Annotated in this window: 16 protein-coding genes, 2 tRNA genes and 4 pseudogenes; 14 read left to right on the top strand and 8 right to left on the bottom strand. The window is 55.4% G+C overall.

Features of this window, described 5'->3' with window-relative positions:
- Positions 1-17: 17 nt before the first annotated feature.
- Positions 18-2,435 carry a bifunctional diguanylate cyclase/phosphodiesterase gene (locus AU14_RS02875; RefSeq protein WP_041343533.1) on the bottom strand — a complete coding sequence of 806 codons (2,418 nt, stop codon included), beginning with the start codon at positions 2,433-2,435 and terminating at the stop codon, positions 18-20.
- Positions 2,436-2,608: 173 nt separating this feature from the next.
- On the opposite strand from AU14_RS02875, the gene ccoM reads away from it, so the two are divergent.
- Positions 2,609-2,827: a cytochrome c oxidase subunit CcoM gene (ccoM, locus tag AU14_RS23640; RefSeq protein ID WP_407942811.1), complete on the top strand. Its 219-nt coding sequence runs from the start codon at positions 2,609-2,611 to the stop codon at positions 2,825-2,827.
- Positions 2,828-2,848: 21 nt separating this feature from the next.
- Here ccoM and AU14_RS02870 read toward each other — a convergent pair.
- From AU14_RS02870 to AU14_RS02860, 3 genes are all read right to left on the bottom strand, one after another.
- Positions 2,849-2,924 (bottom strand) — tRNA-Glu (locus tag AU14_RS02870).
- Positions 2,925-3,044: 120 nt separating this feature from the next.
- Positions 3,045-3,947: a TIGR01777 family oxidoreductase gene (locus AU14_RS02865; protein ID WP_041338763.1), complete on the bottom strand. Its 903-nt coding sequence runs from the start codon at positions 3,945-3,947 to the stop codon at positions 3,045-3,047.
- 53 nt (positions 3,948-4,000) lie between these two features.
- A complete protein-coding gene (locus AU14_RS02860) occupies positions 4,001-4,372 on the bottom strand; it encodes a sirohydrochlorin chelatase (protein WP_041338760.1) in 372 nt (123 codons plus the stop codon).
- A 100-nt stretch (positions 4,373-4,472) separates the two neighbouring features.
- Between AU14_RS02860 and AU14_RS02855 the strand changes: the two genes are divergently transcribed.
- The 7 genes from AU14_RS02855 (at position 4,473) to AU14_RS02830 (ending at position 9,696) form a co-directional block, all read left to right on the top strand.
- Positions 4,473-5,075: a DUF924 family protein gene (locus AU14_RS02855; RefSeq protein WP_041338757.1), complete on the top strand. Its 603-nt coding sequence runs from the start codon at positions 4,473-4,475 to the stop codon at positions 5,073-5,075.
- Between the two features lie 185 nt (positions 5,076-5,260).
- Entirely contained in the window at positions 5,261-5,932 is a 672-nt protein-coding gene (locus tag AU14_RS02850; protein ID WP_407942810.1) for a murein L,D-transpeptidase catalytic domain family protein, read from the top strand.
- Positions 5,933-6,080: 148 nt separating this feature from the next.
- Positions 6,081-6,156: transfer RNA gene (locus AU14_RS02845), tRNA-Gly, on the top strand.
- Between the two features lie 135 nt (positions 6,157-6,291).
- The gene (locus AU14_RS02840) at positions 6,292-7,086 is read left to right on the top strand and encodes an MOSC domain-containing protein (RefSeq protein WP_041338751.1); all 795 of its coding nucleotides are present in this window, start codon (positions 6,292-6,294) and stop codon (positions 7,084-7,086) included.
- Between the two features lie 8 nt (positions 7,087-7,094).
- Complete coding sequence (locus AU14_RS02835) at positions 7,095-8,813, top strand: ATP-binding cassette domain-containing protein (protein ID WP_456237736.1); 1,719 nt, start codon at positions 7,095-7,097, stop codon at positions 8,811-8,813.
- Complete coding sequence (locus AU14_RS24020; protein WP_456237735.1) at positions 8,753-9,031, top strand: hypothetical protein; 279 nt, start codon at positions 8,753-8,755, stop codon at positions 9,029-9,031. The genes AU14_RS02835 and AU14_RS24020 overlap by 61 nt, the downstream gene beginning before the upstream one ends.
- The gene (locus tag AU14_RS02830; RefSeq protein ID WP_041338748.1) at positions 9,028-9,696 is read left to right on the top strand and encodes a DUF6901 family protein; all 669 of its coding nucleotides are present in this window, start codon (positions 9,028-9,030) and stop codon (positions 9,694-9,696) included. The genes AU14_RS24020 and AU14_RS02830 overlap by 4 nt, the downstream gene beginning before the upstream one ends.
- A 55-nt stretch (positions 9,697-9,751) precedes the next feature.
- Here AU14_RS02830 and AU14_RS02825 read toward each other — a convergent pair whose 3' ends face one another.
- Both AU14_RS02825 and AU14_RS02820 read right to left on the bottom strand, forming a co-directional pair.
- Entirely contained in the window at positions 9,752-10,183 is a 432-nt protein-coding gene (locus AU14_RS02825) for a universal stress protein (protein WP_041338745.1), read from the bottom strand.
- A 149-nt stretch (positions 10,184-10,332) separates the two neighbouring features.
- On the bottom strand, positions 10,333-11,151 hold the full coding sequence (locus AU14_RS02820; protein WP_041338743.1) for a hypothetical protein: 819 nt from the start codon (positions 11,149-11,151) through the stop codon (positions 10,333-10,335).
- Positions 11,152-11,515: 364 nt separating this feature from the next.
- On the opposite strand from AU14_RS02820, the gene fadB reads away from it, so the two are divergent.
- The 3 genes and pseudogenes from fadB (at position 11,516) to topA (ending at position 17,753) form a co-directional block, all read left to right on the top strand.
- Entirely contained in the window at positions 11,516-13,663 is a 2,148-nt protein-coding gene (gene fadB / locus AU14_RS02810; protein ID WP_041338737.1) for a fatty acid oxidation complex subunit alpha FadB, read from the top strand.
- Positions 13,664-13,696: 33 nt separating this feature from the next.
- A pseudogene (gene fadA / locus AU14_RS02805) lies at positions 13,697-14,871 on the top strand (acetyl-CoA C-acyltransferase FadA).
- A gap of 249 nt (positions 14,872-15,120) precedes the next feature.
- Positions 15,121-17,753, top strand: a pseudogene (gene topA, locus AU14_RS02800) (type I DNA topoisomerase).
- 87 nt (positions 17,754-17,840) lie between these two features.
- On the opposite strand, the gene AU14_RS02795 reads toward topA, so the two are convergent.
- On the bottom strand, positions 17,841-18,716 hold the full coding sequence (locus AU14_RS02795) for an NAD(P)-dependent oxidoreductase (RefSeq protein ID WP_041338733.1): 876 nt from the start codon (positions 18,714-18,716) through the stop codon (positions 17,841-17,843).
- A gap of 196 nt (positions 18,717-18,912) precedes the next feature.
- Positions 18,913-20,186: pseudogene (gene gltA, locus AU14_RS02790) on the bottom strand (citrate synthase).
- 474 nt (positions 20,187-20,660) lie between these two features.
- Between gltA and sdhC the strand changes: the two are divergent.
- The 3 genes and pseudogenes from sdhC to sdhA all read left to right on the top strand — a co-directional run bounded on the left by sdhC (position 20,661) and on the right by sdhA (position 23,151).
- Positions 20,661-21,037: pseudogene (sdhC, locus tag AU14_RS02785) on the top strand (succinate dehydrogenase, cytochrome b556 subunit).
- Positions 21,028-21,375, top strand: coding sequence for a succinate dehydrogenase, hydrophobic membrane anchor protein (gene sdhD, locus AU14_RS02780; RefSeq protein ID WP_041338731.1), 348 nt, complete (start codon positions 21,028-21,030; stop codon positions 21,373-21,375). The pseudogene sdhC and the gene sdhD overlap by 10 nt, the downstream one beginning before the upstream one ends.
- A 3-nt stretch (positions 21,376-21,378) precedes the next feature.
- Positions 21,379-23,151: a succinate dehydrogenase flavoprotein subunit gene (gene sdhA, locus AU14_RS02775; RefSeq protein ID WP_041338728.1), complete on the top strand. Its 1,773-nt coding sequence runs from the start codon at positions 21,379-21,381 to the stop codon at positions 23,149-23,151.
- Positions 23,152-23,158 lie beyond the last annotated feature (7 nt).

Below are 23,158 nucleotides of genomic sequence, written 5' to 3'. Positions count from 1 at the left end.
CGAGGGGTCCTGATCGATCAGATCTGCACGCGCTGGTTGGTCTTGAGCCAGGCTTCAAATTCCGTGGCGGGCAGCGGGCGGCTATAGAAATAGCCCTGGGAGAAATCACACCCTTCGGCCTTCAGAAAGTGGGTCTGGGGCTCATCTTCAACGCCCTCGGCAATCACCCGCAGCCCCAGGCTATGGGCCATGTTGATAATGGCCCTAACGAGCGACGCATCCTCCGGCTCCTTCATAACGTCTTGCACAAAGGATTTATCGATTTTCAGGGTGTCGAAAGGATAACTTTTCAGGTAGCTGAGTGCTGAATAACCGGTGCCGAAGTCATCAACGGACAGGCGAATACCCTCCCGGTCAAGCAGGCGCAGGATTTCGGCGGTTTCGATGGAATTGTCCAGAATCAGTCGCTCTGTGATTTCGAGCTCGAGCTGTTCTGCTTCAAGGCCACTGTTGTCCAGTGCCTGCATGACCGCGTCGGTAAAGCGTGGGTCCCTGAACTGTCGAGGGGAAACGTTCACCGAGATGCCTATGTTCCTTCCGGCAATTTCTTTCCATTCAACCGCGGCTTTACAGGCCACCTCCAGCACCCATTCGCCGATGGGGATGATCAGGCCGGTTTCCTCAGCCAGCGGAATAAAACGGTCCGGCATGACCATGCCCATGGTGGGATTGTTCCAGCGCAACAGCGCTTCGACTGCAACAAGGTTGCCTGAATCAGTGTGAACGATTGGCTGATAGTAAAGTTCGAGCTCCTTGAGCTCAATCGCCCGGCGCAGACGTGACTCCATCTGCAGGCGCTCATGGGAAACCTCGGTCATTTCTGGAGCGAAATGGGCGTAAGCGCTTTTGCCTTTGTGTTTGGCCTGGTACATGGCCGCGTCAGCATGCTGGAGGAGGGTGCCGCTGTTGTCGGAATCGACGGGGAATACGGCGATGCCAATACTGGTGGTAATGAACACTTCCTGGCCATTCAGGATATACGGTGGCGAAAAGGTCTTCAGAATCCGGTCGGCGACCTGTGAGGAGTCATCAGGGCCGGTCAGTCCGGGCAGAATCACCAGGAATTCATCCCCGCCCAGCCGGGCTACGGTACTGGTGCCACGCAGACAGCTGGAAATTCTACGGGCGGCCTCGATTAGCAGGTTATCACCGGCATCATGGCCCAGGGTGTCATTGATGTGTTTGAAGTTATCGAGATCCAGGAACATGACTCCGACCTGGGTGTTTTCACGACGGGCCTGGGCCAATGCCAACTTGAGCCGATCCAGTGCCAGCATGCGATTGGGCAGGCCGGTCAGGATGTCGTAGTTGGCCTGTCGCAGAAGTTGCTGCTCGTAACGCTTACGAATACTGATGTCTTCGCCAAGAATCAGGTAGCCGGTGGTTTCGCTACCGCTGTCTTTGATGGGAGTAACGATGAGCTGCTCCCAGAAGCGCTCGCCATTTTTCCGCATGCTGTTGACCTCACCCTGCCAGACACCAACCCGCTGCACCTGAAGCCGTATGGATTGCCAAAGGTGTCGGCTCTCGCGGTTTTCCAGATCATTTTCACTGAGCGCGCCTGGGTGCTTGCCAAGTATTGCGGTGCCGCTGTAGCCGGTTAGCTGGGTGAACTTCTGGTTGGCAAACTCGACCCGCCATTGCCGATCACATATAAGTACAGAGGAGGGGCTCTGTTCGATGGCCTTGGAAAACTTGCGAATCTCGGCGGCGTCCCGCTCCTGGCGGACCACGTCATCGTTCAGGCGTTCCCGCATCTGGTTTATGGAATCGGATACGCGGCCGAGCTCGTCGCTCTCATTGGACGGAGTCCGGGGGCGATCTAGCTCAAGCGGCCGGGAAAGGTTCGAAAGAGAGAAATCCCGGGCGTAGTCGGCCATGGTTGAAAGGTGGCGGGTAACGAAGTGTTGGAAGATCCAGATGATCAGGATGGAGACAAAAAAGGTTTTAAGGAACTGCGTCGCCAGAATGATGCCAACCTTGTGTTCCATCTCCTCATAAACCCGCTCAAGATCGGCGGTGACGGTCAGTTCTCCGAGCTCGAACATCTCGTCCCCCATGTGCACGAGCTTGAAGCTGTGAGACCGGGTTTGCGCGCCGCGTGGGATATCGCCCATGACCAGTTCGGAATCTGGCTCGATGCGCAGTCGCAGATGAACAATGTCCGGCAGACTCAGGATGCCTTCCATCTGGGTCTGCAGCAGTTTTTGGTCCAGAGCCCATAGGCTTCTGGCAAGGCTGGAAGAATAGCCGGATTCGACAACGTCCATGCGATTGTCGATCTGGGAGAGGTCTTTCCTGTAGTCGGTGTAGATCTGGATACCGGAAGCAATCAGGGTGAATGCCGAGCTGAATAGGAGTATCCAGGCCAGCAGCCTGAAGGACAGGGGAGAGCCTTTTCGGAAATGTTGGAGACGTGTCGACAATTTTGGCATGCCGTAAACTTCTGCCACCCGGTCTGGTTTATAGGTGCGTGCGAGCCGCTACCTGTCCGACTATAGCAGTAGTTTGTTTCAACTGTCGTGCAAACGTTGGAAAAATAGAGAGAAACATGTGCCTGTTCAGCAAATTTATAGAGCCGCCAAGCGCACCCATTTGACCTGAGTCAATGTCGGCTTTGCTGCTGTCGCGTACTTTTAGCGCAAAAGTAGTGATAGAAAGCCGGAGGGTTCAGATGTACATAGATGCAATCGTAATCGCGGGAATTGTAACGGTACTAATGATGATTGGTTTCTTCGTCGGGGTCGGGGTGTTCGTGATCAGAGACAAGAGACTGCACGACCAAAACCAGAGAGGGAAATCGTCTCCCGACAAACCGCCTATGTAGGCGGATACCGGCAAGAAGAAATGGCGTCCCCTAGGGGGTTCGAACCCCTGTTGCCGCCGTGAAAGGGCGGAGTCCTAGGCCACTAGACGAAGGGGACGCAACGTTTTCAAAAGCTTGCCTCGTCGAGGTGGCGCGTATATTAAGTAAGGCACCGGGGTGTGTCAACGATTTTTCAAAAAAAATTGAATTAATTTAGCCATTCCCTTTTATGGGCTCACTAGCGTACCGAATTCTCCAGTGCCGCCTGAAGTTCAGGAAATTCAAAATGGTAACCCTGTGTGGTTAGTCGTGCCGGTGTGGCTTTTTGCCCGGTCAGCAAAAGCCCCGCCATTTCTCCCAAGGCAATCTTGAGCACCGGAGCCGGCGCTGGGAACAGGGTTGGTCGTCGAACCACTTTGCCCAGGCATTGAGTGAATTCGGCATTGGTGACCGGGTTGGGGCTGACAACATTATAGGGCCCTGAGGCCTCCTCCTGCTCCAGCATCCAGATAAGCGCACCAACCACGTCATCCCGGTGCACCCAGGGCATGTATTGGCGGCCATCTCCCAGCCGTCCACCCAGCCCAAGCTTGAAAGGCGTCACCATTCGCGCCAGAAAGCCGCCGCCTGGCCCGGCCACAACCCCGGTTCTCGACAGGCATACGCGGACGTTATCCTGCTCCAGCGCCAGGGCTGCATTCTCCCAGTCCCGGCAGAGCTGATGGGTAAACTCGTCGTGGGGTTCGGTCTGTTCTGTGACCTCGGCATCGGCTTGATTGCCATAGAAGCCTACCGCCGATCCTGAAACCATCACTTGAGGCGGCGCCTCCCAGCTTCGGATTACGTCGACCAGCGTTTCGGTGGTGCCGATCCGGCTGTCTCTAAGTTCCTGCTTGCGCTTATCCGACCAGCGTTTATCAGCAATGCCTTCCCCGGCGAGGTTGATAACGGCGTCAAAGCCGGGGTGGGATCGAACCTGGTTCAGGTCCTGCGTGGTTTCTACTCGCCCGCAGGCAGCTCGGACATCGTCGGGCTTCTGACGGCTGAGTACGGTCAATTCGTAGCCGCGATTCAGTAATTCGGGGCACAGGACTTTGCCAATAAAGCCGGTGCCGCCAGTAACAAGAATGCGTTTGGTCATGGCTTCTGTCCTCCTTGCTTAAGATCCCTATCGGATGCCAACTGATCTACCAATCAGCTTTTGTTGGCGCCCAGTTGCTGCACAACCACATCTTTGATGGCTTCGCCGAGTTGCGGGTTTTCGCCGATTGGCGGAGCGAGCTCAATAGTGACTCCATGGGTTGCCTCAAGCCCTTCGATCATAGCCGGCACGTCCTTGCGCAGGTGTCGGCCCGCTGCCAGGAACAGGGGAACAATCGTAAACTGATGCACTCCGTCCTTTACGCCTTCTGCCACGATATCGTCCAGTGAAGGTTCGGCCAGCTCCATGTAGGCAATGCGCGAATCAGCCACGGCGGTAAGGGTAGGGGTAGCGAGGTTTTCAAATGTCTCGCACCAGCGCTTGTCACTACTGCCGTGTGCTAACAGAATAATGCGATTGCTCATCTATGCTCCTGAGTCATCAGTTCTGGGGTGGTGATCGTAAACACGCGCTGTGGCTTTAACAGCCGGTTCACAAACGTTAAAAATAGCAGGGTGTTGGTTTATGTTCGATTGGAAAGAGATTCTGGATTTCTGGTTTGGCGAACTGGATGCCGATGGCCTATCCGATCGGGCGCACCGAAATCGATGGTTTCGAGCCGATCGCAAGTTCGATCAGGAGATCCGTCGGCGTTTTATGTCGATGGTGTTGTTTGCCTCAGAGCAGGGGTTGGACCATTGGCGGAGTGAGCCGGGAGGCGTGCTGGCAGAAATTCTTCTGCTCGATCAGTTCTCTCGAAATATCTTCCGTGGCGCCGGCATGGCCTTTGATCAGGACGTGCAGGCTCGAAAGCTCTGTCGGCAGGCAATGGCTAAAGGCCAGGACATGGCGCTGCCACCGCTCCAGCGGGCCTTTCTTTATATGCCCCTGCAACACTCAGAGCGCCTTGAGGACCAACAAACCTCGGTGGACTGTTATGAGCAGCTGGCAGCCTCCACGCCGGGACTGTTGGGAGAATTCCTGCAGAGCTTCGCTCAGTCCGCCCGGGACCACAAGGCGATTATTGAGCGGTTCTCGCGTTTTCCCCACCGAAATAAGGCATTGGGACGACCATCCAGCGATCCCGAAAAACAGTATCTGGCCGGTGGTAGAACATTTGGTCAATGATGTCCGGCCTCTTTTCAGTTTGTATGAAAAATGTACATTGTGACCCGTTAGCCGGAATAGCTTGATAGAATGCGCAACACTTTTGGCGTGGGTATGCGCATCGCGTGCCCGTGAATTTTTGGGGAAGAATTCGGATGTTTACTTCAGTGCGTTTTTTGCGTTCCGGGCTTCTTTTGGCTGTTTCTATGGTGATCTCGTCGTTTTCGCAGGGCGCTTCCCTGGACGACGAGTTGCTGCATCGGATGTCCAGGGCGGCACCTGAACTTGATCCGCTCGTACTCGAATCCGCGTTCAATGCGTCCCGCTGTGCGGTCTTCTCTGGTGTGGAGATGCCACAGCGTCTGGCTGTGATCGACTTTTCACTGCCTTCCAGTCGTGAACGTTTGTGGATCTTTGATCTGGAGCAGGGTGGGCTGGTGCTTCGGGATCTTGTCGCCCATGGAAAGAATTCCGGTAACTTCGAGTCCACAGCCTTTTCCAATGTGGAAGGGAGTTATCAATCCAGCATCGGTTTGTTTCGCGGCAGCGAATCCTATTACGGCAAGCACGGGTACTCGCTGCGCTTGGATGGGCTGGAGCCGGGCATCAATGATCACGCCCGACGTCGAGCAATCGTGATTCATGGTGCGGACTATGTGAATGAGTCTTGGGTGAATAAGTACGGCAGGATTGGTCGCAGTCATGGTTGTCCAGCGGTTGATAACCAGGTGATTGAGCGGGTGGTGGATAATCTCAAGGGCGGCCAGCTCGTCTTCAAGTTCTACCCGGACCAGGATTGGCTCCACAGCTCTAACTACCTCAATTGTGGCGGTGGGGCTGTGGCTGTTAACGAGGCTGGTCACGGCGAGCAGGGTTAAGTGATCAGCTTTTGGGCAACTTGTTCACTCTATAAACAGAGTTGACTCAGAAGAGAAAAAACATCGAAAAACTTGAGAAAAAGAGGTTGACGGCCAAGCTCTGATCCGTAGAATACGCCTCCGTTGTCGGCATGAACCGAACAGCATTGCGGGAATAGCTCAGTTGGTAGAGCACAACCTTGCCAAGGTTGGGGTCGCGAGTTCGAATCTCGTTTCCCGCTCCAGATTTTAAAAACCCGGTTTCGAAAGAAACCGGGTTTTTTCGTTTCAGGCCTCAGCAAGTTCGGCGTTGCCCTGCCTGGTCAGTTATAATCGCCAGCCTAAAAGGCGATTAATAAACAGGATGGGAGCACCACCGCATGAATGTCCATTCTCTCTGGGTGTACCCGGTGAAATCCCTGGCCGGTATCTGTGTGGATGAGCTTGAGCTGGATGATTTTGGTCCTGCCGGCGATCGTCGCTGGATGATCGTCGATGAAGAAGGTCACTTCGTTACCCAGCGTTCCCATCCAGAGCTTGCCAATATCCATGTGTCGCTGGTCGAAGGGCAGGTGCAGTTGGGCATTCCCGGGCAAGGCAGTTTCACGCTGAAGCCAACTGATAAGCGCATTACAACGCTGGTCTGGCGTGACTGGTCATCAGCGCTGCTGGGCCAGCCTGATGCCAGCGAAGCGCTGAGCCGCTTTTGTTCCAGCTCCCTGCGTTTTGTCTATATGCCTGACGATTCCTTTCGACGCGTGGACCCGGAGCGGGTCGCGGTTCGGCGTCGAGTCAGTTTTGCCGACGGATTCCCGCTGCTGGTTACTAATCTGTCGTCCCTGGAAGAGCTTAACAGCCGTTTGCAGGTGCCCGTGGAAATGCGCCGGTTCCGGCCCAATGTGGTGGTTCAGGGCGCAGCCCCCTGGGACGAAGACCACTGGCGTGAGCTTGATGTTGGAGCTTGCAGGCTCAGTTTGGTCAAGCCGTGCTCTCGTTGCGTCATGATCACGGTCGATCCTGATCTCGGGGTTAAAGACCCGGCAACACAACCGCTTAAAACCCTGTCTGGCTACCGACGAACTGAAGACGGGGTCATCTTTGGAATGAACGCCGTTCACGACTCGGCGGGTCGAATTCAAGTTGGCGATTTAATCACCACGATCAAAACGGAGTAATACGTAACGTGCCATTGTTAACACTGGATGCCTTGTCCCTGGCTTATGGGATGCACCCACTGCTTGACCAGGCGTCACTGATCGTGGAGGCCGGCGAACGGGTGTGTCTGCTCGGCCGGAACGGCGAAGGCAAATCAACGCTTTTGAAAATTGTAAGCGGGGAAGTGGTTCCCGATGGTGGTCTCGTTCGTTTGGATGATGGCGCCGTGCTGGCAGTCCTGCCTCAGAACTTGCCCACACACGACACCCGCACCGCCTACGATGTTGTTGCTGGCGCATTTCCAGAGACCGGTGAATTGCTGACCGAATTCCATCGTCTCTCTCAGCAGGCCGACGAGGCCAGTCTCGATCGCATGATGAAAGTGCAGGAGCGCCTTGAGGCGCTGGACGGGTGGCGCCTGGATCAGAAGGTGACCACCATTCTGGGGCAATACGGTATCGACCCTGACCGGCAGCTGGACACCCTTTCGGGTGGCTGGCAGCGACGCGTGTTGTTGGCGAGAGCTTTGGTCGCCGAGCCAGATATTTTGCTGCTGGATGAACCCACCAACCACCTGGATGTGCCGGCCATTGCCTGGCTGGAAGAGGCGCTGGGCCAGTTCCGTGGCGCGATGCTGTTTGTCAGTCACGACCGGGCGTTTATTCGCCGTATGGCAACCCGAATTGTAGAGTTGGATCGCGGAAAACTTGTCAGCTTTTCAGCGACTTATGACAAATACCTCGAGTTGAAAGAGAAGGCGCTTGAAGAAGAGGAGCGTCAGAATGCGCTCTTCGACAAGCGCCTGAAACAGGAAGAAGCCTGGATCCGCCAGGGTATCAAGGCGCGTCGCACTCGCAACATGGGGCGGGTGCGTGCCCTGAAGGCGATGCGCGAGGAGCACCGTCAGCGCCGGACCCGTGGTGGCACTGCAACCTTTGCGGTCGAAGATGCGGCGCGCTCTGGCAAGCTGGTGGTGGAAACCCGGGATGCCGGATTTGGGTATCAGGCCCGCGCCGATATCATCCGGGATATGAACCTGACCGTCCTGCGCGGTGACAAGATCGGCCTGGTTGGCGAAAACGGCACCGGTAAAACCACGCTGGTGCGGCTGTTGCTCGGTGACCTTGAGGCCACTGAGGGATCGATCCGCCTGGGTACCAATCTCCAGGTTGCCTACTTCGATCAGCTGCGCGGTGAACTGGATCTGAGCAAGAATGCGCTGGACAACTTGTCGGAAGGTCGTGAGTTCATCGACATCAATGGTCAGAGTAAGCATGTTTTGGGCTATCTACAGGAATTCCTGTTCACGCCTGAGCGTGCCCGATCTCCGGTCCGGGTCTTTTCCGGTGGCGAGCGGGCTCGCTTGCTGCTGGCCAAACTGTTCAGCAAGCCGGCTAATATCCTGGTTCTGGACGAACCTACCAACGATCTGGATGTGGAGACGCTGGAGCTGCTGGAAGAGCAGTTGGCGGAGTTCAAGGGCACCGTCATCGTAATCAGTCACGACCGGGAGTTTCTCGATAACGTCGTGACCGAAACCGTCTTCCTGGATGGATCTGGGCAGGTTCGCGAGTATGTTGGGGGCTACAGCGACTGGCGTCGACAGGGTGGATGCTTTCCCTCTGAAGCCGGCGGCAATCGACCGACAAGCAGGACAAGCGCTCGAAGAACGGAGCCGACGAGAAAGTGTCCACGTCACCGTCCAAACCTGTGGGCCAGTCCACACAATCGAAACCCGTTAAGCTGAGTTACAAGCTTAAACTTGAACTCGAGGAATTACCGGGGAAAATCGAGGCCTTAGAGCAGGATATTGCCCGACTGCAGACTACAATTGCAGATTCAGACTTTTATGCCGGTCCACCGAACGATGTCTCAGCCACGCTTGAGGAGTTGACGGACAAGGAATCCCGTCTTGAGCAGGTGATTGAGCGGTGGATGGAGCTGGAGGAACAGGCGAATCAATGAATGTAAATTACAGTTTCAGGTTTCAGGACGGGCGTACAGTTGAATTCAAGGTAACCGATCAGCCGGCAGTGCCAGCTTCGAAACAGCCGTCCTGGGTAAAATTGGAGCATTGCCAGTGCTCCAACTGTCCTTTGCGGTCCAGCGATACCGAGAATTGCCCGGCCGCAACGGAAATCCTGCCCGTTGTGGAGGCGTTCCAGGCCGATGACGCCTACCAGAAAGTTGATGTGACCGTGACCGATGAGCGCCGCGCTTATGTAAAGCAGACTGCTCTAGAGGAGGCGCTCAGGTCATTGTTGGGTCTCAAGATGGCGACCAGTGGTTGCCCCGTACTCGCGGAACTGAAGCCCATGGCGATGCACCATCTGCCATTCGCCAATACCGACGAGTTCATCACCCGCAGCGTGTCTCACTATCTGTTGCAGCAATACTTCGCCAAGCGAAATCATGAGGAGCCGGATTGGGAGCTGAAGGGTCTGGTGGAGCGGAACCAGCGCCTGCAGTTGGTTAACCAGGCGTTGTGGCAGCGAATTCACTCGGTCTGTAAGGGCGACAGTAACCTGAAGGCGTTGCTGAATTTCTTCTCAATGGCTTCCAGTGTGAGCTTCTCGCTGGAAAGTCAGCTCCGGAAACTCGAGGCCAAGATGGGCGGCGAGCCGCACTGACCGGCTCAGTGCGCTGCCGCCGACTGATGGGGTTGATGACTTTCAGTTCCTGATCCTAGTTGATTCTTACCGCCAACACATCGCATTCGGTGCCGTGCAAAACCCCATTGGCGGTAGAGCCCAGCAAAAGCTGGAACCCCTTCCTGCCGTGGCTGCCTACGATGATCAAGTCCACTTCGTGTTCCTTGGCGAGGCGGTGAATCTCCGATTCCGGACGGCCAACGGTGACCACCTGATTGGCTTTCGGTATGTCGTACTGGTCGCCATAGCCTGCAAGCTGGTCGTGAGCAGCCTTGTCGAGTTGATCCTGCAATTCCGTCAGATCCATAGGGATGTCACCGCCATAGGCGTATCCGACCGGTTCTACCACGTGAATCAGTAACAACTCAGCGCCGTGGGACTCACAGACTGCCTTGGCCTTGTTCAGGACCTGCGGGGCCTCTTCGGTCAGATCGATAGCAACAAGCATCTTGCTGTAAGCGGACATTGCATCACTCCTTCATGCCGGACATAAGTTCAGAATAGTAGCTCTATTCTGATCCGAACAGTGTAGTTGGTAACTGATGCACATCAATGAAGGGTAGGAAATTCAGGAAGCTGGCGGACCGGGTGTCTGCCAGCTTCAGAAGGAAGGGCTCAGGCGTTACCTTGCAACAGGGTGATAGTGGTTGCCAGGCCTTTGAGAATGCCCTTTGAGTATCGGTCGATCACGAACCCGACGTTTTTTTCGTTGTAGTTGATGTAAGAGCCACGAATGAATTCCCACTTGGACGAAATGTCACTCATGATCTCTTTCAGTTCGCTACCTGAGTCACCACGCATGACGGTAGCCAGCAACTGGTCGAACTCGCGGGCCTGCTCGTCCAGTGGCTTTTCAGTAGCGGAGCCCTGAAAGGTCTGGGCCACCTGCGAATTGGTGCGTACTGAGTACTTGGCCATCATCTGGGCCATCTTGACTGCTGCTGACCGGGCCGCTTCAACCCTCGGGTTAGTCTCGGTTTGGGCGCTTTCCTGTGCAGCCATATAAAGGTCAGTTGCCATGTTGTTCATGGCAAGTGCCTGGTTGGCCATATCGGATACCAGGCGCAGGTCAGGGTAGCCGGTCTTGCGAACGTCATTGATATTGCTACGCATCAGCGCCTTGAACTGGTCGAACTCCTGATTCAGGCCTTCGATCTGTTCGGTCGAGAGCACACCGGTGGTGCTTTTTATAATGGTGTTCATCGCATCGTTGGCCGCGTTGATGCCGATCACGATCTCATTGAGGGTGTCAGTGTCGCCATTACCGCTGAACCGGTAATAGGCGTCCAGGGCCATGTAGTTGTTGACGCGGAATTCGTGCAGTTCTGACAGAAACCCTCCCGCTGTTTCCTGGGCGCGGGCACCCAGAGAGGTCAAAGTGAGCAGAATCAGTGCGGCTACCAGGGAGCGAACTCTCAGGCGGGTGTCTTCCATCGGATGAGTCTCCGTAATGCTGTTTTATTATTGTGGACTAAAGTCGAAGGTCGAAGTTAAAGTAACTTCGCTGGCCAATCAAGCGGTTTTGGCCGCTGCAATGGCGGTAACTGTAAACAAGTATCAAATCCGGGGGTTAGCGTTTCGGAGTCTGTGGCTAGCGCCCACTTTTCAGATCCGCCGCAAGAAACAAATTGACAAACGCCCGTTTTTTTTTCATCGTGTGCCCTCGCGATTCAAACGACTGTATGAATTTTGGATCGAATGATCGGGCAGTGACCGAAATCTCGCTGCACAAACAGTCATCGCACCACAGCGTGTCGATGGCTGGAAGCAGTTCCTAACACAGACTGGAGATCAGTTGATGATTTACGAAGGTAAAGCCATCACGGTTAAAGAGATCGAAGGCGGGATCGCTCAGTTGAACTTCGACTTGCAGGGCGAGTCAGTCAACAAGTTCAACCGTCTCACTATCGAAGAACTGGGTGCCGCAACTGACGCAATTAAAGCGCAAAAGAATCTGAAGGGTCTGGTCATAACCAGTTCCAAAGACAGCTTTATTGTTGGTGCCGACATTACCGAATTCACCGAGCTGTTTGCTGGTTCGGAAGAGGATCTGGTAGCCAACAACCTGAAGGCCAACGAAGTATTTAACGCCGTTGAAGACTTGCCATTCCCGACTGTGACCGCCATCAATGGCATGGCGCTGGGTGGTGGTTTTGAAATGTGTCTGGCCACGGACTACCGGGTAATCGACAAGAAGGCCAAGGTTGGTCTGCCTGAAGTGAAACTGGGTATTTTCCCGGGCTTTGGCGGTACCGTGCGTCTGTCTCGTCTGGTCGGTGTTGATAATGCCGTTGAGTGGATCAGTGGTGGTACCGAGAACCGTGCCGATGCCGCCCTGAAAGTAGGTGCAGTTGATGCCGTGGTTGAATCCGACAAGCTGGTTGCGGCCGCTGTTGGCATCATCAATCAGTGCAACGAGGGCAAGCTGGATAACCTGGCCCGTCGCGAAGAGAAGAAGGGCAAGATCAAGCTGAACGCCATGGAAAGCATGATGGCCTTCGAGATCTCCAAAGCCTTCGTTGCTGGCAAAGCCGGCAAGAACTACCCGGCGCCGGTTGAAGCCATCAAGGTGATGCAGAAGCACGCTGGCCTGACCCGTGACAAAGCCATTGAAGTTGAAGCCAAGGGCTTTGCCAAGATGGCCAAGACCAACGTGGCAGCCTGCCTGGTTGGTTTGTTCCTGAACGATCAGGAGCTGAAGAAGAAAGCCAAGGCTTGGGAAAAAGAAGCCAGTGACGTCAACCTGGCGGCCGTGCTGGGCGCTGGCATCATGGGTGGCGGCGTAGCGTTCCAGTCTGCGCTCAAGGGCACCCCGATCGTCATGAAAGACATCAACCAGGACGGCATCAAGCTCGGCCTGGAAGAAGCCAAGAAGCTGCTGGCCAAGCGAGTAGCCAAAGGCAAGATGGACGCCAGCAAGATGGCGGACGTTCTCAACAGCATTACGCCAACCCTTAACTACGGTGATTTCAAAAGCGTAGACCTGGTTGTTGAAGCTGTCGTTGAGAACCCGAAGGTAAAAGACGCTGTACTGCGTGAAACCGAAGATGCGGTTCGCGACGATACAATCCTGACGTCCAACACCTCCACTATTTCCATCGACCTTCTGGCCAAGAACCTGAAGCGTCCGGAAAACTTCTGTGGCATGCACTTCTTCAACCCGGTGCACATGATGCCGCTGGTTGAGGTAATCCGTGGCGAGAAGACCAGTGATCGCGCTATCGCGACCACCGTTGCCTACGCCAAGGCCATGGGCAAGACTCCGATCGTAGTGAACGACTGCCCAGGCTTCCTGGTTAACCGGGTACTGTTCCCGTACTTCGGTGGCTTTGCTGGTCTGGTCCGTGACGGTGCCGACTTCCAGAAAGTCGACAAGGTCATGGAGAAGTTTGGCTGGCCGATGGGTCCTGCCTACCTGCTCGACGTAGTCGGCATGGATACTGCCAAGCACGCCAATGAAGTTATGGCTGAAGGCTTCCCGGACCGGATGAAGGACGAGAACAAGTCCGCCATCGACGTCATGTTCGAGAACAACCGCTACGGTCAAAAGAATGACAAAGGTTTCTACAAGTATGAAACCGACAAGAAGGGCAAGCCCAAGAAGGTTGTAGACGAGGAAACCTACAAGCTGATTGAGCCTGTTGTTCAGGGTAAGAAAGACTTTGATGAAGAAGACATCATTGCCCGGATGATGATCCCGTTGTGCCTGGAAACTGTTCGTTGCCTGGAAGATGGCATCGTTGAAGATCCGGCCGATGCGGATATGGGCCTGATCTTCGGTATCGGTTTCCCGCCGTTCCGTGGTGGTGCCCTGCGCTATATCGACGATATGGGTGTAGACGCATTCGTCGAGCTGGCAGACAAGTATGCAGATCTCGGTGCTCTTTATCGCCCGACCGAGAAGCTGCGTGAAATGGCCAAGACTGGCGAAAAGTTCTTTGGTTAACCCTGAACGAGATTTCCGAACGGAGACAGATCTATGAGCCTTAATCCGAGAGACGTTGTCGTCGTCGATTGCGTGCGGACTCCGATGGGTCGTGCCAAGAACGGTTGCTTTAGAAACGTGCGCGCCGAGACTTTGTCAGCTGCGCTGATCGAAGCACTGTTTGAGCGCAACCCGAAGCTTGACCCGAAAGAAGTAGAAGATGTGATCTGGGGCTGTGTAAACCAGACCAAGGAACAGGGCTTTAACGTGGCTCGGCAGATTTCCCTGCTGACCCGTGTTCCTCATGAATCTGCAGCCCAGACCGTAAACCGCTTGTGCGGCTCGGCCATGTCCGCCATTCATACCGCAGCCCAGGCTATCCAGACTGGCAACGGCGATATGTTCCTGGTAGGTGGTGTTGAGCACATGGGGCACGTACCCATGACAGAAGGCTTCGACCACAACCCGGCGGCGTCCAAGTACTCAGCCAAGGCCTCGAACATGATGGGCCTGACTGCTGAAATGCTGGCCAAGATGCACGGCATTACCCGCGGACAGCAGGACGAGTTCGGTGCCCGGTCTCACCGCCTGGCCCATGAAGCGACTGTTGAAGCCGCTTCAAGAACGAAATCGTGCCGATCGAAGGTCACGACGAGAATGGCTTCAAGGTGCTGATCGAGCACGACGAAACCATCCGTCCGGAGACCACGGCTGAGTCCCTGGGTCAGTTGCGTCCAGCGTTTGATCCGAAGAACGGCACCGTGACTGCAGGTACTTCATCACAGTTGACCGATGGCGCTGCTGCCATGGTGCTGATGTCCGCAGAGCGTGCCGAAGCCCTGGGCCTGAAGCCGATGGCTCGCATTCGCAGCATGGCAGTTGCCGGCTGTGATCCTGCGATCATGGGCTACGGTCCGGTTCCGGCTACCAAGAAGGCCCTGAAGCGCGCAGGCCTGAAAGTCGAAGACATCGACTTCTGGGAACTGAACGAAGCGTTTGCGGGTCAGTCTCTGCCGGTTCTGAAAGACCTGAAGCTGCTGGGCGTTATGGAAGAGAAAGTGAACCTGAACGGTGGTGCGATTGCCCTGGGCCATCCGCTGGGCTGTTCCGGTGCGCGAATCTCCACAACCCTGTTGAATGTCATGCAGGCCAAAGGCGGTAAGCTTGGTGTTTCCACCATGTGTATCGGTCTGGGGCAGGGCATCGCAACAGTGTGGGAACGCCTCTAATCCGCTCAATACGTTGAGCTAGAGCGTTCCAGAAAGGCCCGGCACCACGCCGGGCCTTTCTATTTATAGCTCGGGGAAAAGCAGGGTGTAAGTGAAATAATGGGTTGTCTTGCTATTCTTGACCCTGTAAAACAGAGGGCTTACACAGAATAGCGGCAATTTTGTTTTATCTAGCCGACTGATTTTGCAGCGAGTTTACGGTTTGCTGACGAATTGACCGATTTATCGCCAAGGATACAGATCTCCGATATGGGTAAAAGTCTCGTAATTGTCGAGTCACCTGCGAAAGCGAAGACCATCAACAAATACCTGGGCTCGGACTTTATTGTTAAGTCGAGCGTCGGGCACATCCGTGATCTTCCCGTAAGTGGCAGTGGGTCCCAATCCGATCCCAAAGAGCGGGCCCGCCAAGCGGCGGCAACCCGAAAAATGGCTCCGGAAGAAAAAGCTGCGCACAAGAAGCGTAAGGCCCGTGAGCAGCTGGTCGCCCGTATGGGTGTCGATCCTGACAAGAACTGGGACGCCCGCTATGAGGTGTTGCCCGGTAAAGAGAAGGTGGTCAGCGAGCTGAAGCGGCTGGCCAAATCTGCCGACCACATCTATCTCGCAACGGATTTGGATCGCGAGGGAGAGGCCATCGCCTGGCACCTGCAGCAGACCATTGGTGGTGAGCCAGACAAATACCGTCGTGTTGTCTTTAACGAGATCACCAAGCGAGCCATTCAGGATGCGTTCAAGGACCCGGGTGCGCTCGATAACAACCGCGTTAATGCCCAGCAGGCCCGTCGTTTTCTCGACCGTGTCGTGGGCTACATGGTCTCGCCCCTGTTGTGGGCCAAGCTTGCCCGGGGTCTTTCCGCTGGCAGGGTCCAATCGGTTGCGGTTCGACTGATTGTCGAGCGTGAGCGTGAGATCCGGAAGTTTGTGCCGGAAGAATTCTGGCAGTTGCACGCTGATCTGGCACCCGGCAAGTCTGAGCCTGTGCGATTTGAAGTAACCCGATACGACGACAAGCCTTATCGGCCGGTAAACGAGCAGCAGAGCAATGACCATGTTGCCCGGCTGGAATCGGGCAGCTTCAAGGTTGCCAAGCGCGAAGACAAGCCGACCAAGTCGCGGCCGTCGGCGCCGTTTATTACCTCAACCCTACAGCAGGCGGCCAGTAACCGCATGGGCTTCAGCGTCAAGAAAACCATGATGCTGGCTCAGAGGCTGTACGAGGCGGGTTTCATTACCTATATGCGTACCGACTCCACCAACCTGAGTCAGGACGCGGTGGCTGGCTGCCGGGAGTTCATCCAGAAGCAGTTCGGTGAACGTTACCTGCCTGAGAAGCAGCGGATCTACGGCAGCAAGGAAGGCGCCCAGGAAGCGCACGAGGCGATTCGTCCTACCGAGGTTAGCCGTCGTCCGGCCGATATCAGTGGTCTCGAAAAGGATGCGGAGAAGCTCTACGACCTGATCTGGCGTCAGTTCATTGCCTGTCAGATGGCGGATGCCGAGTTCCTCAGCACCTCCATTGTGGTCGCTAACGGCGATTATGAGCTCCGTACCCGGGGCCGGATCATCAAGTTTGACGGTTTTCTGAAAGCTGCTCCTCAGTCGTCCAAAAAAGACGAAGACGTGGCGTTGCCGGATATCAAGGTAGACGAGGTTCTCGACCTGAAGAAGCTGGATCCGAGCCAGCACTTCACAAAGCCTTCGCCGCGTTACACCGAGGCCAGCCTGGTCAAAGAGCTGGAGAAGCAGGGTATAGGCCGGCCCTCGACCTACGCATCGATCATTTCCACCATTCAGGATCGTGGCTATGTCCGGCTGCAGAACCGTCGGTTCTACGCTGAAAAGATGGGTGAGATTGTTACCGAGCGTTTGTCGGAGTCGTTCCCGAACCTGATGGATTTTGACTTTACCGCCCGGATGGAGGGCGAGCTGGACGAGATTGCCGAAGGTGATGTTGAGTGGAAAAAAGTGCTCAATGATTTTTACGGCAAATTCCGGCAACAGCTGGAAACCGCGAGAGCACCGAAGACGGTGGCATGCGTGCGAACGTGCCAACGGAGACCGATATTCCTTGCCCGACCTGTTCCCGCAACATGCAGATCCGGGTTGCCAGCACAGGGGTTTTCCTGGGTTGTTCCGGCTACTCGCTGCCGCCCAAGGAGCGTTGCAAAACCACTATCAACCTGACCTCAGGGGATGAGGTGGTCAGCGCTGACGAAGATGTTGAGGGCGAGGGCGAAACCCGGCTGCTGCGTAAAAAGCGCCGCTGTGCCAAGTGCGGTACCGCGATGGACAGTTATCTGATTGACGAAACCCGGAAGCTGCATGTGTGTGGCAACAATCCGGATTGTTCTGGCTTCGAGGTCGAGCAGGGTACTTTCCGCATCAAGGGTTATGATGGCCCGACCCTGGAGTGCGACAAGTGCGGTTCTGAGATGCAGCTCAAGACCGGGCGTTTTGGTAAGTATTTCGGTTGTACAAGTGATACTTGCAAAAATACTCGTAAGTTATTGAAAAGTGGAGAGCCCGCGCCGCCCAAAATGGATCCGGTACCAATGCCGGAGCTGCAGTGCCAGAAAGTGGATGACACTTATGTGCTGCGTGACGGTGCTTCCGGGTTGTTCCTGGCTGCGAGCAAATTTCCCAAGAATCGGGAAACGCGGCCGCCGCTGGTCAAGGAGATCAAGCCGCATCGCGACGAGATTGACCCCAAGTACGAGTTCCTGATGAAGGCGCCAGAGGCGGACCCGGAGGGCAATCCTACGGTCATTCGCTACAGCAGGAAGTCCAAGGAGCAGTACGTCATGTCCGAAAAGGACGGAAAGGCGACGGGCTGGTCTGCCTGGTACGTGAAGGGTAAATGGCAGCCGAAAGAAAAGTAGGCAGTACCTGCCGGTCTGATTAACTGGTATCAAAAAGAAAAGGGGGCTTGGGCCCCCTTTTTTTGCGTGTTGATTTCAGAAACTGTCTCAGCGCAGTTTGCGCAGTCTCTGGATCAGAGAGGAGGTGTCCCATCGGCGTCCGCCCATGGCTTGAACGTCACCATAGAACTGATCCACCAGGGCCGTGACCGGCAGCGAGGCATTCACCTTGTTGGCTTCTGCCAGGCAGATGCCCAGATCCTTGCGCATCCAGTCGACCGCAAAGCCGTGGTCGAATTCCCCGGCAATCATGGTTCCGGAGCGGTTTTCCATCTGCCAGGATTGAGCTGCCCCCTTTGAAATGACATCCACTACCTTTTGGACGTCCAGTTCGGCTTTCTCTGCAAAGTGCAGGGCCTCGGACAGGCCCTGGACCAGTCCGGCGATTGCAATTTGATTGACCATTTTGGTTTTTTGGCCGCTGCCTGCAGGGCCCATGAGGTTCAGAGCGCGGGCGTAAAGTTCAAGAATCGGCTTGGCTTTGCTGAAATCCGCGTCTGAGCCGCCGCACATAATGGTTAGCTGGCCTTTCTCGGCACCTTGTTGGCCGCCTGAAACTGGCGCATCGATAAAGCCCTGACCGTTTTGGCTGGCGGATGCGGCCAACTGCTCGGCAATTCCGGCGGAAGCGGTGGTGTGGTCCACCAAAATGGCATTTTTGGGGGCGTTGGCGATGATGCCGTTGTCGCCTTCGAAAACTTCAACCAGATCCTTGTCGGCGCCAACGCAGGTCATAACAAAATCGGCACCGTCCACGGCCTCAGCGATAGTCTGACAGGGGGTTCCTGAGTATTCCTGAGCCCATTGTTTGGTTTTTTCCGAGGTGCGGTTCCACACTCTGACATTGAGCCCGGCTTTTGCCAGGTGTCCAGCCATTGGGTAGCCCATTACGCCCAGTCCGATAAAGCTGACGGTAGTTGTCATAGCGATTGTCTCCTGGATTTCCAGTGTTGTTGTTGGTTCAAGTGGTCTGATTTTAAGCCGCTGTGCTAAACGGTATCACAGGCTCGGCGATTCCTCCCGATTCAAAGACAGGCCAGCCGCCGGTAGCGCAAAAAAAAGGCCGCTAAAGTTAGCGGCCTTTTCCTGTGTAGCGTCGTGGTGGACGCTCATTCCAGCGTTACTTTGCCGGATAGTCCCGAGAGTCGGAACCGGTGTACAGCTGGCGCGGACGGCCAATACGGTAGTCGCCACTGACCATTTCGTTCCAGTGGGAGAACCAGCCAATGGTGCGCGACATGGCGAAGATAACCGTGAACATAGAGGTCGGAATGCCGATGGCCTTCAGGATCAGGCCAGAGTAGAAGTCGACGTTCGGGTACAGCTTACGCTGAACGAAGTATTCGTCTTCCAGGGCGATCTTCTCGAGACGCTGTGCGATGCGCAGCAGCGGATCGTTTTCCAGGCCAAGCTCGCTCAGTACTTCGTGCGCGGTTTTTGCCATAACCTTGGCGCGCGGGTCGAAGTTCTTGTAAACGCGGTGGCCAAAGCCCATCAGGCGGAATGGATCGTCTTTATCCTTGGCCTTGGCGATGAACTTCTCAATGTTGGACTCGTCACCGATCTCGGCCAGCATGTCCAGAACCGCTTCGTTAGCACCGCCGTGTGCCGGGCCCCACAGCGCAGCAATGCCAGAGGCAATGCAGGCGTAAGGGTTGGCGCCGGTAGAGCCGGCCAGCCGAACCGTGGAGGTTGAGGCGTTCTGCTCATGATCGGCGTGCAGAATGAAGATCTTGTCCATGGCCTTCGCCAGGATCGGGTTCGGCTTGTACTCCTCGCAAGGAACGCCAAACATCATCTGCAGGAAGTTCTCGGAGTAGGACAGGTCGTTGCGCGGATACATGAACGGCTGACCAATGCTGTACTTGTAGCACCAGGCTGCGATAGTCGGCATCTTCGCGATCAGGCGGTGCGCGGTGATTTCACGCTGATGCTCGTCGGTCACGTCCATCTGGTCGTGATAGAAGGCAGACAGGGCGCCAACAACGCCACACATAATAGCCATCGGATGCGCGTCACGGCGGAAGCCTGGAAGAAGTTGCGCATCTGGTCGTGCAGCATGGTGTGGTTCTTGATGGTGTCGTGGAACCGCTTGTTCTCTTCCGCGGTCGGCAGTTCACCTTTCAGGAGCAGGTAGCACACCTCGAGGTAATCGGAGTGCTCTGCAAGCTGCTCAATAGGGTAGCCCCGGTGCAGGAGGACGCCTTTTGCGCCATCAATGTAGGTAATGGCTGATTCGCAGGCCGCCGTGGATACAAAGCCTGGGTCGTAAGTGAAAACGCCTTCCTGGACTAGGCCTCGTACGTCGATAACGTCAGGGCCGACGGTGCCGGAATATACCGGTAACTCAATGGACTTATCACCCACCGAGAGCGTGGCTTTCCTGTCGGTCATGGTGCTCTCCTATATGTCAGCTTGTCAGCTATATCTACATTTTTAGATGCGCTAGAAGGCGCGTATTATCGCAAAACTGGCGGCAAAATATAGGGCGTTGGCTTTTTTTGTCAATGAAAGAGTCCGGAAAAGCCCTTTTTTCGCTGGTTCTGTAAATCAGGGATATCCCACACAATGGTGAAATGCGCGCCGAATAGGTTTTGTCAATAGGCCTTATAGCGGTCTCAAGCCCATGAATTCCGGGCTGTGCACGGAGTTGCGCGTTTGTAATTAATTAGGGTACTCCTTATAATCCGTAGCCCGGAATTGGGGATATTCCTTGCTCCAGAGTCGAATAGTGACCGGGACAAGGGAGCTTTTCTCCCTCCTGAGCCAATCGCGTGTCGGTCTCGTATCGAATGCCGATCCTTACATACCAACCATCCGCAACCGGGTTTCCGGAACTGTGGAATAAAGAGAGAGTGTGAGAGCGCTGTGAATAGCAAACGACCAGTAAATCTCGATCTCGGCAAGTTTCATTTTCCGCTGCCAGCCATTACGTCCATTCTGCACCGCATCAGCGGCATCATCCTTTTTGTTGGTGTTGCGTTCATGCTTTATGGTCTTCAGCTTTCCCTGTCTGGGGAAGAGGGCTTCAGCCGCGTTAGTGAACTGCTGGACAGCTTCCTTGCAAAGCTGATTACCTGGGGCATTTTGTCTGCTCTGCTGTACACTTGGTTGCCGGTATCAAGCACCTGCTCATGGACATGGGCATTGGTGAAGAACTGGAAAGCGGCCGTCTCGCCTCGAAGATCACGATTGTGGTTTCCGTTATCCTCATCGTTCTGGCAGGAGTTTGGGTATGGGCATGAACAGCGTAACGAACATCGGCCGTAACGGTATCCAGGATTGGATCATCCAGCGTGTCTCTGCCTACGTATTGGCGTTGTACACCTTGTTCCTGCTCGGCTTCTTTGTCACCACCGACGTAGATTATCAGTCCTGGTCAGCGCTTTTTGATCAAGCGTGGTTCCGGATCTTTACTCTGCTGACATTGTTGTCCATCGGTGGTCACGCCTGGGTAGGGCTTTGGACCATTTCGACCGACTACATTAAATCCGCAGGACAGCGCATGCTGTTTCAGGCAATCACCGTCCTGGCAATCTTTGTTTATGTGGTCTGGGGTATTCAGATTATTTGGGGGCTTTAATCGATGTCTAACATAAAGACCATGTCTTTTGATGCGATTGTAATTGGCGGCGGTGGTTCCGGTATGCGGGCTGCGCTGCAACTGACGGAGTCCGGTGTAAATACCGCGTGTATCACCAAGGTATTCCCGACTCGGTCGCATACTGTGTCTGCCCAGGGTGGTATCACCTGCGCAATCGCAAGTGCTGACCCCAACGATGATTGGCGCTGGCACATGTATGACACGGTGAAAGGTTCCGACTACATCGCCGATCAGGACGCGGTTGAGTACATGTGCTCGGTTGGCCCCCAGGCCGTTTTCGAGCTGGAGCACATGGGTCTGCCTTTCTCCCGTACCGAGCAAGGCCGTATCTATCAGCGCCCGTTCGGTGGCCAGTCCAAGGGCCCGGATAACCCGACCCAGGCAGCCCGTACCTGCGCCGCAGCCGACCGTACCGGTCACGCGCTGCTGCACACCCTGTACCAGGCTAACCTGAAGGGCGGTACCACGTTCCTTAATGAGTGGTACGCGGTAGATCTGGTCAAGAACAGCAAAGACGAAGTGGTTGGCGTAGTCGCCATCGAGATCGAAACCGGTGAAGTTGCCTACATCAAGTGTAAAGCTACCGTGCTTGCCACCGGCGGCGCTGGTCGTATCTACTCGTCGACAACCAACGCATTGATCAATACCGGCGACGGTATTGGCATGGCTCTGCGCGCCGGTTTCCCGATGCAGGACATGGAAATGTGGCAGTTCCACCCGACCGGTATCCACGGTGCGGGTACCCTGGTTACCGAGGGTTGCCGCGGTGAGGGTGGTTACCTCATCAACTCCGAAGGCGAGCGGTTCATGGAGCGTTACGCTCCGAACGCTAAAGACCTCGCTGGTCGTGACGTTGTAGCCCGGGCCATGGTTATCGAGATTCTTGAAGGCCGCGGTTGCGGTCCTGAGAAGGATCACGTCCTGCTGAAGCTCGACCATCTGGGTGAAGAAACTCTGAACCTGCGTCTGCCGGGTATCTGCGAGCTGTCTCGCACCTTCGCACACGTGGATCCGGTCAAAGAGCCGATCCCAGTGGTTCCGACCTGTCACTACATGATGGGTGGTATTCCGACTAACGTTGGTGGTCAGGCGCTGACCCAGGATGAAAACGGCAACGACAAGCCGATTGCTGGTCTGTTCGCCTGTGGCGAAGCCGCTTGTGTATCTGTACACGGTGCTAACCGTCTGGGTGGTAACTCTCTGCTGGACCTGGTTGTCTTCGGTCGGGCTGCCGGCCTGCACATCGAAGAGCAGCTGCGCGGTGGTTTTGAAGTCGACGGCGCCAGCGAAGAAGACATCAAGCGTGCCATGGCTCGCCTTGATCGTCTGGACGGTGCTTCCGAGGGCGAAAGCGTAGCGGACGTTCGTAAAGACCTGCAAAGCTGCATGCAGCTCTATTTCGGTGTATTCCGCGATGGCAGTAGCATGGAAGAAGGTCTGAAGAAGCTGGAAGCCATCGGTGAGCGTGTTCGCAACACCAAGCTGGCAGATACCAGTAATGCTTTCAACACCGCGCGGATCGAAGCGCTGGAGCTTGATAACCTGTATGAGGTTGCACTGGCTACCGCGATTTCTGCCTTTGAGCGCAAAGAAAGCCGTGGTGCTCACGCCCGTAACGATTTCACCGAGCGTGATGACGAAAACTGGCTGAAGCATTCCATGTACTTTCCGGCTGACAAGCGTGTCGGAAAGCGCGCGGTGAACTTCGCGCCGAAAACCGTGGACACGTTTGAGCCGAAGATTCGGACTTACTAAAGGGGAG

The organism is Marinobacter similis (assembly GCF_000830985.1).
Lineage (GTDB): Bacteria > Pseudomonadota > Gammaproteobacteria > Pseudomonadales > Oleiphilaceae > Marinobacter > Marinobacter similis.
Note: the sequence above shows the minus strand (reverse complement) of the source record. Positions and strands in the feature narration are given on the sequence as shown.

Coding starts and splice junctions, on each gene's coding strand:
- AU14_RS02875 (WP_041343533.1), bottom strand. CDS start 2,435: ATGCCAAAATTGTCGACACGTCTCCAACATTTCCGAAAAGGCTCTCCC.
- ccoM (WP_407942811.1), top strand. CDS start 2,609: ATGTCGGCTTTGCTGCTGTCGCGTACTTTTAGCGCAAAAGTAGTGATA.
- AU14_RS02865 (WP_041338763.1), bottom strand. CDS start 3,947: ATGACCAAACGCATTCTTGTTACTGGCGGCACCGGCTTTATTGGCAAA.
- AU14_RS02860 (WP_041338760.1), bottom strand. CDS start 4,372: ATGAGCAATCGCATTATTCTGTTAGCACACGGCAGTAGTGACAAGCGC.
- AU14_RS02855 (WP_041338757.1), top strand. CDS start 4,473: ATGTTCGATTGGAAAGAGATTCTGGATTTCTGGTTTGGCGAACTGGAT.
- AU14_RS02850 (WP_407942810.1), top strand. CDS start 5,261: ATGGTGATCTCGTCGTTTTCGCAGGGCGCTTCCCTGGACGACGAGTTG.
- AU14_RS02840 (WP_041338751.1), top strand. CDS start 6,292: ATGAATGTCCATTCTCTCTGGGTGTACCCGGTGAAATCCCTGGCCGGT.
- AU14_RS02830 (WP_041338748.1), top strand. CDS start 9,028: ATGAATGTAAATTACAGTTTCAGGTTTCAGGACGGGCGTACAGTTGAA.
- AU14_RS02825 (WP_041338745.1), bottom strand. CDS start 10,183: ATGTCCGCTTACAGCAAGATGCTTGTTGCTATCGATCTGACCGAAGAG.
- AU14_RS02820 (WP_041338743.1), bottom strand. CDS start 11,151: ATGGAAGACACCCGCCTGAGAGTTCGCTCCCTGGTAGCCGCACTGATT.
- fadB (WP_041338737.1), top strand. CDS start 11,516: ATGATTTACGAAGGTAAAGCCATCACGGTTAAAGAGATCGAAGGCGGG.
- AU14_RS02795 (WP_041338733.1), bottom strand. CDS start 18,716: ATGACAACTACCGTCAGCTTTATCGGACTGGGCGTAATGGGCTACCCA.
- sdhD (WP_041338731.1), top strand. CDS start 21,028: ATGGGCATGAACAGCGTAACGAACATCGGCCGTAACGGTATCCAGGAT.
- sdhA (WP_041338728.1), top strand. CDS start 21,379: ATGTCTAACATAAAGACCATGTCTTTTGATGCGATTGTAATTGGCGGC.